Annotated in this window: 6 protein-coding genes; 3 read left to right on the forward strand and 3 right to left on the reverse strand. The window is 68.5% G+C overall.

Annotated elements, in window-relative coordinates; all coding sequences use genetic code 11:
* Nucleotides 1-124: 124 nt before the first annotated feature.
* Nucleotides 125-2332, forward strand: a complete 2208-nt coding sequence (locus ABS88_RS24165; protein WP_371830039.1) for a transglycosylase domain-containing protein — start codon at nt 125-127, stop codon at nt 2330-2332.
* 3 nt (nt 2333-2335) lie between these two features.
* On the opposite strand, the gene ABS88_RS24170 is transcribed toward ABS88_RS24165, so the two are convergent.
* The 3 genes from ABS88_RS24170 to ABS88_RS24180 are packed head-to-tail and all read right to left on the reverse strand — an operon-like array spanning nt 2336 to nt 4139.
* Complete coding sequence (locus tag ABS88_RS24170) at nt 2336-3058, reverse strand: M48 family metallopeptidase (protein ID WP_003046851.1); 723 nt, start codon at nt 3056-3058, stop codon at nt 2336-2338.
* Nucleotides 3058-3498 (reverse strand): YcgN family cysteine cluster protein, encoded by a 441-nt coding sequence (locus ABS88_RS24175; protein ID WP_003046846.1) that lies wholly within the window; start codon nt 3496-3498, stop codon nt 3058-3060. Before ABS88_RS24175 ends, ABS88_RS24170 begins: the two co-directional genes overlap by 1 nt.
* Nucleotides 3495-4139 carry an SCO family protein gene (locus tag ABS88_RS24180; RefSeq protein ID WP_286750829.1) on the reverse strand — a complete coding sequence of 215 codons (645 nt, stop codon included), beginning with the start codon at nt 4137-4139 and terminating at the stop codon, nt 3495-3497. The genes ABS88_RS24175 and ABS88_RS24180 overlap by 4 nt, the downstream gene beginning before the upstream one ends.
* 84 nt (nt 4140-4223) lie before the next feature.
* On the opposite strand from ABS88_RS24180, the gene ABS88_RS24185 reads away from it, so the two are divergent.
* Together ABS88_RS24185 and ABS88_RS24190 are read left to right on the forward strand one after the other, a co-directional pair.
* Nucleotides 4224-4844: an ankyrin repeat domain-containing protein gene (locus ABS88_RS24185; protein ID WP_003046841.1), complete on the forward strand. Its 621-nt coding sequence runs from the start codon at nt 4224-4226 to the stop codon at nt 4842-4844.
* Between the two features lie 56 nt (nt 4845-4900).
* A partial coding sequence (locus ABS88_RS24190; RefSeq protein ID WP_286750830.1) for a helix-turn-helix domain-containing protein occupies nt 4901-5085 on the forward strand: 185 nt, incomplete at its 3' end.

Here is a 5085-nt window from a genome sequence, read left to right on the forward strand (position 1 = left end):
TTGCATCAACAGCGCGGCGCTTGACTTCGCCGACCGCGGGCAGGATGAGGCGGGGACCGGCGAAGGCTGATCCCCGCCGGGCCGGCTGCCGCATCGCCGCGCAGCGAAAGAAGGAATCTGGATTTTGCGCCGCGAGCGACAATCGTCATCCGCCCCCAAATCGTCATCGTCAGGCAAAGGCTCGGGCAAGGGCTCCGGGGGACCGTCGGGCCTGCGCCTCTGGCTGCGCCGTCTGTTCCGCTGGGGTCTCGCGCTTGCGCTGGTCGGCGTCGTCGCGGTCGCGGTCGCGGTCGGCATTGCAGCGCAGCGTATCCCGAGCTTCGAGGAGCTGAAAAAGTCGCCGGCGGGCCAGACGATCCGCGTCCACGCCGCCGACGGCACCGTCTTCCTGTCGCTCGGCCCCAATTACGGGCGCTGGCTGACGCTGCGCGAAACGCCGCAAGTGATGCAGGATGCGATGGTCGCGGTCGAGGATCGGCGCTTTCGCTATCATCCCGGCGTCGACCCGGTCGGGATGACGCGCGCCGCGGTCTTCGCGGTCGAACATTATGGCACCGGGCGCCGGATGCAGGGCGCATCGACGATCACCCAGCAGCTGGCGCGCAATATCTTCCTGTCGAACAGCTACACCTGGTCGCGCAAGCTGCGCGAAATGATCCTGTCGCTCGCGCTCGAATGGAAATTCTCGAAGGACGAGATCCTCGAACTCTATCTGAACAAGGTCTATTTCGGCGGCGGCAGCTACGGCATCGACGCCGCATCGCGGCGCTTTTTCGGGCATAGCGCGACCCAGATGTCGCTGTCCGAAGCGGCGGTGGTCGCGGGGCTGGTCAAGGCGCCGTCGCGCTATTCGCCGACCGCCGATGCCCAGGCCGCGCTCGGCCGGTCGGGGGTCGTCCTCGAAACCATGGTCGATGCGGGCTTCATCACCCAGGCGCAGGCCGACGGTGCCAAGCCCGCCGATGTCCAGCTGGCACAGGAAACGGGCCAGAACAGCGCGCGCTATTTCACCGACTGGGCGCTGCCGCAGCTCGACATGCTGATCGATGAAGGCACCGAGGCGCTCGACGTCTACACGACGCTCGACCTCGGCATGCAGCGCGCCGCGACCGCGGCGATCCAGGCCGACACGCCGAAAGGCGTGCAGGGGGCGCTCGTCTCGCTCGATCGCGACGGCGCCGTGCGCGCGATGGTCGGCGGCACCGACTATGTCGCCTCCAACTACAACCGCGCGACGCAGGCGATGCGCCAGCCGGGGTCGGCATGGAAATTGTTCGTCTATATGGCAGCGCTCGAAGCCGGCTATAAGGTCGACGATCAGGTGGTCGACGAACCGGTGACGATCAACGGCTGGAGCCCGAAAAACTCGTCGGGCCGCTTCGCCGGGCCGATGAGCCTGCGCACCGCCTTCGCCTATTCGGTCAACACGATCGCGGCAAAGCTGGGCAATGAAATCGGCTTTTCCTCGGTCGCCAACATGGCGCGCCGCTTCGGCATCACGACCCCGATCAACACCCACCCGTCGATGGTGCTGGGCAGCGCCGAAGTGCGGGTGATCGACATGACCGCCGCCTTCGCCGCGGTGTCGCGCAAGGGGGTGTCGGTGCAGCCCTATGGCATCACCAAGGTGACGACCGCCGACGGGCGCCTCCTCTACCAGAAGCCGGCCGAGCGCGGGCAGGTGCTCGTCGACAACTGGGTTGCCGCGGGCATTACCGACCTGTTGCAGACCGCAGTCGCGACGGGGACGGGGCGCGCCGCGCAGATCGGCCGACCGGTGGCAGGCAAGACCGGCACGACGTCGAGCAACAAGGACGGCTGGTTCCTCGGCTTTTCGAGCGGTCTGACCACCGGCGTCTGGATGGGCCGCGACGATGCCAAGGCGGTCGGGGGGCTGCAGGGCGGCCGCGCGCCGGCCAAGGCCTTCGCCGACTATATGCGCATCGCTGTCGCACGGCGCCCCGTCGAGCCCTTCGATACCGAGGTCAAGCTGCCCGAATGGCAACTCGAGGGCGATGACGAGGCCTATTTCGGCGCGCCTGAGGAAAATGGCGGCATGGTCGATGAAAATGGCATGCCGATCGAACTGCCCGCCGCGCCCGACACCGCCCAGGGCGACGTCCCGCCGCCGCCGCCCGCCGATGGCCCGGTGCTCAACCAGCAATGGATCGAGGAGCAGACGGGGCGCCGGCCGCCCGCCGACAATGGCGCCGCCGCGCCGAAGACGGCCCCGCAGCAGCTACGCACCCCCGCACCGGCACCGCCCAAGGCGCCGCCACCAGTGCTGAAGGCGCCGCCGGCGCGTGCGCCCGCCAATGGCGAGGGCAATTAAGGATCAGGTGAAACGGTAGCGGTGCAGCCCGCGGCCTTCGCGGCGCAGCCACGCGCGCGCCGCGCCGACGTCGCCATCGTGCAGATCGTCGACCAGCGCGTGAAAGGCCGCGCTATGGTCCATATGCCGCAGATGCGCGACCTCGTGCGCGACGGTGGCGCGGCGGACATGGTCGGGCGCCATGACGAGCCGCCAGCTATAGCGCAGGTCGCCGTCGTGGGTGCAGCTGCCCCAGCGGCTGCGCGGATCGCCGACCCCGACGCGGCCGACGGTCAGTCCCGCGCGCGCGGCAATTTCCCGGCTCTCGCGCGTCATGATGTCGAGCGCCGCGGCCTTCAGCCAGCGCTCGATGCGGCGCCCGACGGTTTCGGCGGGGCCGCCGACGCTCAGCCGGTCGCCCTCGGCGCGAACCGCGCGCGGGGCGGTCGCCGTCCATTCGATCCGGCGCTCCATGCCGAACAGCGGCAGCGCCGTGCCGGGGCCGACCTGGACGGGCGCAGCGGTCTTGCCGACCTGTTCGGCGAGCCAGTCCTGTTGCTCGCTCGCCCATTTGATCGCGCGCGCGGCGCTTGCCCGGCGCGGCAGCGTGAGCCGCAACTCGCCGCGCGCGCCATCGAAGACCAGGCGATAGCGCCGCGATTGCGCATGCGGGACCAGCCGCACCGGCCACGGCGTATCGCCGACCCAGATATGCGGCCGCTCGTCGCTGGCCCGTTCGCGGCGCATCAGACGACGCGCTCGACGAGATGGTTTTCGAGCGGCCCGGCGCGATCCTCGCTCACCGTCCAGCCGACGATCGACTCGCCCGCCCGGTGCACCGCGTCCGGATCGCCGCAGACCAGATAATGCCATGCGGGCAGCGGCTCGCCCTCGGCGCGCAGGCGGTAGGCGCAGGTTTGCGGCAGCCATTCGATGTCGGCGACGCTGCGCTTGGTCAGCGTCAGGCAATCGGGGACGTGGCGGCGGCGATGCTTGTAATCGCCGCAGCGCGCGGTTTTCAGGTCGAGCAGGCGGCACGCGACATTGGTCGGATAGATGCGCCCGCTGTCTTCATCCTCCAGCTTGTGGAGGCAGCATTTGCCGCAACCGTCGCACAGCGCCTCCCACTCGCCCGCGTCGAGCGAGGCGAGCGGCGCTTCCCAGAAGCGGCGCCCCGCCCCGGTCACTTCACCCACTTGCCAAGGTCGGCGGCGACCTTGTCGGGCGCGCCTTCATCGACGTCGGTCGACGGGTCATCGAGCGGCAGCAGCGCGAGCGGCTTGCCGGCCGGGTCCATCAGGAAGGCGAGCTGCGTATGCGCCATCAGATAGCGGTCGGGCGCCGATCCCTCGACCTTGTGGAAGGACACGACATATTCCTTCGCGACCGCCGCGATCTGTTCGGGGGTGCCGGTCAGCCCGATCAGGCGCGGGTGGTACCGGCTGACGAAGGCCTTGAGCACGGCGGGCGTGTCGCGCGCCGGGTCGACGGTGATGAACATCGGCTGCACCTTGGCGCCGCGCGCCGGATCGGCCTTCTCGAACGCCGCCAGCCCGCGCATCAGCTTTTGCACGTCGACCGGGCAGATGTCGGGGCAATAGCTGTAGCCGAAATAGACGATGCGGTAACGGCCCGCGAAATCACTGTCGCGCACGGGCTTGCCGTCCTGATCGGTCAGGCTGAACGGTCCGCCGATCTTCGCGCCGGCGAGCGGCGGGGTCGCGTCCTGCGTCGCCGACGGGGCGTTGCACCCAGCGAGCGCCGCGCCAAAAATCAGAAGCAGGCTTGCGCGACCGGCGTTTCGGACCATATTCGGGATGTTCATCATGCGGCCAGCCTTGATGGGCTAGGCCACGAAAATCAACCTTTCTCGTCGCGCCGTGCGACGATCATCGCCAGGGGTCGCCCAATCATGTTTCGACGCGCGGAGCTTCGCCTCGCCTCCTTCCTCCTGCTGATCGCCGCCGCGCTCGGCGCCGGCACCGCGGCGCACGCGCAATTCCGCGGCGGCTACGCCTTTCTGCAGGCCGTCGAGAACCGCGACGGGACGAAGGCGACCGAGGCGCTGAAGGACGATTCGACGCTGGTCAACACGCGCCATCCCGACACCGGCGAAACCGCGCTGATCATCGTCACCAAGCGTCGCGACACGACCTGGCTGCGCTTCCTGATCGGCAAGGGCGCCGACCCCGAAATCGGCGACCGCCAGGGGGTGACGCCGCTGATGCACGCGGCGCTGCTCAACTATCCCGACGGCGCCGAGGAACTGATCGAAGCCGACAAGTCGATCGTCGACATGACCAATCGCCGCGGCGAGACGGCTCTGATCCTGGCGGTGCAGGCCAAGAATGCGGCGATGGTGCGGCTGCTGATGCGCCACGGCGCCAATCCCGACAAATCGGATCATATCGCGGGCATGTCGGCGCGCGACTATGCCAAGCGCGACGACCGGACGGGCCAGATGCTGCAATTGCTCGACGCCAAGCCCGATGCCCCGCTGCGCGATCTCGGGCCAATCTTCGGCCCCAAATGATAGCATAATGTGATTTCTCTATTGGGAATCACATTATGATGTGATAATTGCGGGGCATGTCTACGCACCTTATCGATCGTATCCGCGCCATCGTCGACGACGGCAGCATGTCCCGCTCGGGGCTTGCGCGCGCGGCCGGCCTCCACGCCAACAGCCTGCGCGACATGGAATCGCCGGGCTGGAACCCCACCGCCGAAACGCTGCGCAAGCTCGAGAACTGGCTCGCGCACGGCAGCGACCT

It is taken from the genome of Sphingopyxis sp. SCN 67-31, assembly GCF_001725095.1.

Coding starts and splice junctions, on each gene's coding strand:
- ABS88_RS24170 (WP_003046851.1), bottom strand. CDS start 3,058: ATGCGCCGCGAACGGGCCAGCGACGAGCGGCCGCATATCTGGGTCGGC.
- ABS88_RS24180 (WP_286750829.1), bottom strand. CDS start 4,139: ATGATGAACATCCCGAATATGGTCCGAAACGCCGGTCGCGCAAGCCTG.
- ABS88_RS24185 (WP_003046841.1), top strand. CDS start 4,224: ATGTTTCGACGCGCGGAGCTTCGCCTCGCCTCCTTCCTCCTGCTGATC.